The sequence below is a fragment of the Intrasporangium sp. genome (assembly GCF_032907665.1).
Classification (GTDB): domain Bacteria; phylum Actinomycetota; class Actinomycetes; order Actinomycetales; family Dermatophilaceae; genus Intrasporangium.
The window spans coordinates 1-2,211 of sequence record NZ_JAJJPG010000108.1 but is presented as its reverse complement, the minus strand read 5'-3'; the positions used below and the strand labels follow the sequence as shown (position 1 = coordinate 2,211).

The 2,211-nt window shown below is 70.8% G+C and carries 3 protein-coding genes; 2 read left to right on the top strand and 1 reads right to left on the bottom strand.

Features of this window, described 5'->3' with window-relative positions:
- Positions 1-81 precede the first annotated feature (81 nt).
- Positions 82-963 carry a helix-turn-helix transcriptional regulator gene (locus LOY02_RS14525; RefSeq protein WP_317183077.1) on the top strand — a complete coding sequence of 294 codons (882 nt, stop codon included), beginning with the start codon at positions 82-84 and terminating at the stop codon, positions 961-963.
- Between the two features lie 86 nt (positions 964-1,049).
- Here LOY02_RS14525 and LOY02_RS14520 read toward each other — a convergent pair whose 3' ends face one another.
- Positions 1,050-1,505 carry a hypothetical protein gene (locus tag LOY02_RS14520; RefSeq protein ID WP_317183076.1) on the bottom strand — a complete coding sequence of 152 codons (456 nt, stop codon included), beginning with the start codon at positions 1,503-1,505 and terminating at the stop codon, positions 1,050-1,052.
- 179 nt (positions 1,506-1,684) lie between these two features.
- Here LOY02_RS14520 and LOY02_RS14515 point away from each other — a divergent pair.
- A partial coding sequence (locus LOY02_RS14515; RefSeq protein WP_317183075.1) for an ABC1 kinase family protein occupies positions 1,685-2,211 on the top strand: 527 nt, incomplete at its 3' end.

Here is a 2,211-nt window from a genome sequence, read left to right as displayed (position 1 = left end):
GTCCACAGGTTTGCTCGTTTCGGGGACCGAGCCGCGATCGGCCAACTAGCCTCGTCTTGCTCGGGGTCGGGTGGAGGGGACGTGGACGAGCGCGATCGATGGTTGGCTGCTGCTGCCGAGATCCTCCATGCCCCGACGTCGGACGCGGCCCACGACCTGTTCGTCACTGCCCTGATGCGCGATGCCCGAGCCGAGCTGGCGACCCGGGTGAGCCTGCAGCCGGAGGCACCTGAGGTCATCGCGATCTCGGTCGACGGCGTGCGACCGGTTCCGCCCACGGAGCTGTGGCCGGAGGCGGCGGACGCGAGGAGGCACCCGCTCAACCGATACGTCGCGGACACGGGCGACACCTCCCCGGTCCGGCTCGTCGATGTCATCCGGGCGGGCTGGGAGCTCGACTCCCAGGGGTACGAGGCGATGGAGGCGCTCGGGATCACCCTGCACCAGCTGACTCTTCCGGTGTCGCCGAGGGGAGGCGCCTACGACGGCTGGGTCGTGCTCAACGAGGACGGCTTCGACGACGAGGTCCACGGTCGCTTCACCCGCCTCCAGGCGTTCCTCACCGGGCTCGACCGGCACGTGCGCCTGCTCGCGGCGCACGAGTGCTGGACCGCTGGTCTCGCGGCCGCAGCCGATGCGCCCCGACTGACGCCGCGCGAGCGGGTCATCCTCGGTCTCATGGAGTCGGGCTCGACGGCCGATTCCATCGCGGGCCGCCTGGCCATCTCACCGCGGACGGTGCACAAGCACCAGGAGAACCTCTACCGGAAGCTCGGCGCGTGCGATCGTCTCAGCGCGGTGCTGCGGGCCCAGCGCCTGGGCCTGCTCCACACTCCGGTCGACGATGCGACACCGACAGCACTGACAGCACCGTCTGCGCCGACAGCATGGTCGGGTCGGGCTGTCGTCCGGACCGGCCGCCCGGGCCGGCAGACGCCCGAAGAGGGCCGCCCCCCTGGGTGATGCGGCCCTCCTCGTTGCTCCCCCCGTTGCGAGCCCTCCCGTGGCGCGTGCCCCCTGCGCGCTGCCCCGGCCGGCTTGCTCCCGACTCACTCCTCCGGCGGCATCTCCCAGTCCGGAGCGCAGGTGGCCATTCCGTTGATGATCCCGACCGTGAGCGCCCCGAAGTCCTCGTCGGTGAGGAACTTGATCGCCGTGGGCGACTTGCCGGCGTTCCAGTAGGCACCGCCACCGATGACGGCCCTCATGTGGATGAGCGGTTCCTGCTCGGTCCCGGTCATCTCCATCCAGTCGGCGACGACGTCGTCGGCGACGTAGCCGCACTGCTCCGCATACTCCGGGCCGATGAGGAACGCCGTGCCGAGGTCGCTCAGCGCCAGCCACGCCGCCGTCTTGCCCGACGAGAGCTGGTCGTAGGCGGCCTGCTCCCACTCGGCCTTGTAGCAGTGGTGGGCCGAGGCCATGGTCGAGCCCGCGAGCGTGATCGCCGCGGTGGCCGCGAGGGCCGTGCCGGCCCGTCGCAGGGTCCGGTGGAGTGCACCCATTCTGTCTTTCCCTCCCTGATGGTGCCCGGGCAAACGTGTGTCCCGGGTGTCACCAGTGTCAGAGTCCAGGTAGGTCAGCGAAATACGCAGACCTACGTATGCCGCTGGGCTGGCTCGCGCACGTCGGCGCCCTCGTGCCGTGGCCGGGTTCGGCGGGCCCGGCGCGGTACGGTCCCCTCATGGATGCCGGCCACCGGAAGCGCTACGCCGACCTCGTCCGCCTTCTGGTCCGCCACGGGCGGCGCGACCTGCTGACCGGGGTCCAGGTCGACGAGTTCCTCACCCAGGAGGGCGAGGTCCGCGAGGTCGAGGGTGAGGGACCGGAACGCCTCGCGGCCGACCTGGAGCGGATGGGTCCGACGTTCATCAAGCTGGGACAGCTGCTCTCCACCCGAGTCGACCTCCTGCCACCGGCATACACCGAGGCCCTGTCGCGGCTCCAGGACGCCGTCGAGCCGTTCCCCGTGGAGCAGGTCCGCGAGATCATCGAGGCCGAGCTCGGCGCTCCCCTTCGGAGCTTCTTCAGCGACTTCGACGAGACGCCACTGGCGGCGGCCTCGCTCGCGCAGGTGCACCGGGCGACGACGCGCAACGGGCGGGAGGTCGTCGTCAAGGTCCAGCGACCGGACGTGCGAGAGGTCGTCAGCGCCGACATGGAGGTCCTCGGCTCGATCGCCGGGAGGCTGGACCGTCACACCGAGGTGGG

Coding starts and splice junctions, on each gene's coding strand:
- LOY02_RS14520 (WP_317183076.1), bottom strand. CDS start 1,505: ATGGGTGCACTCCACCGGACCCTGCGACGGGCCGGCACGGCCCTCGCG.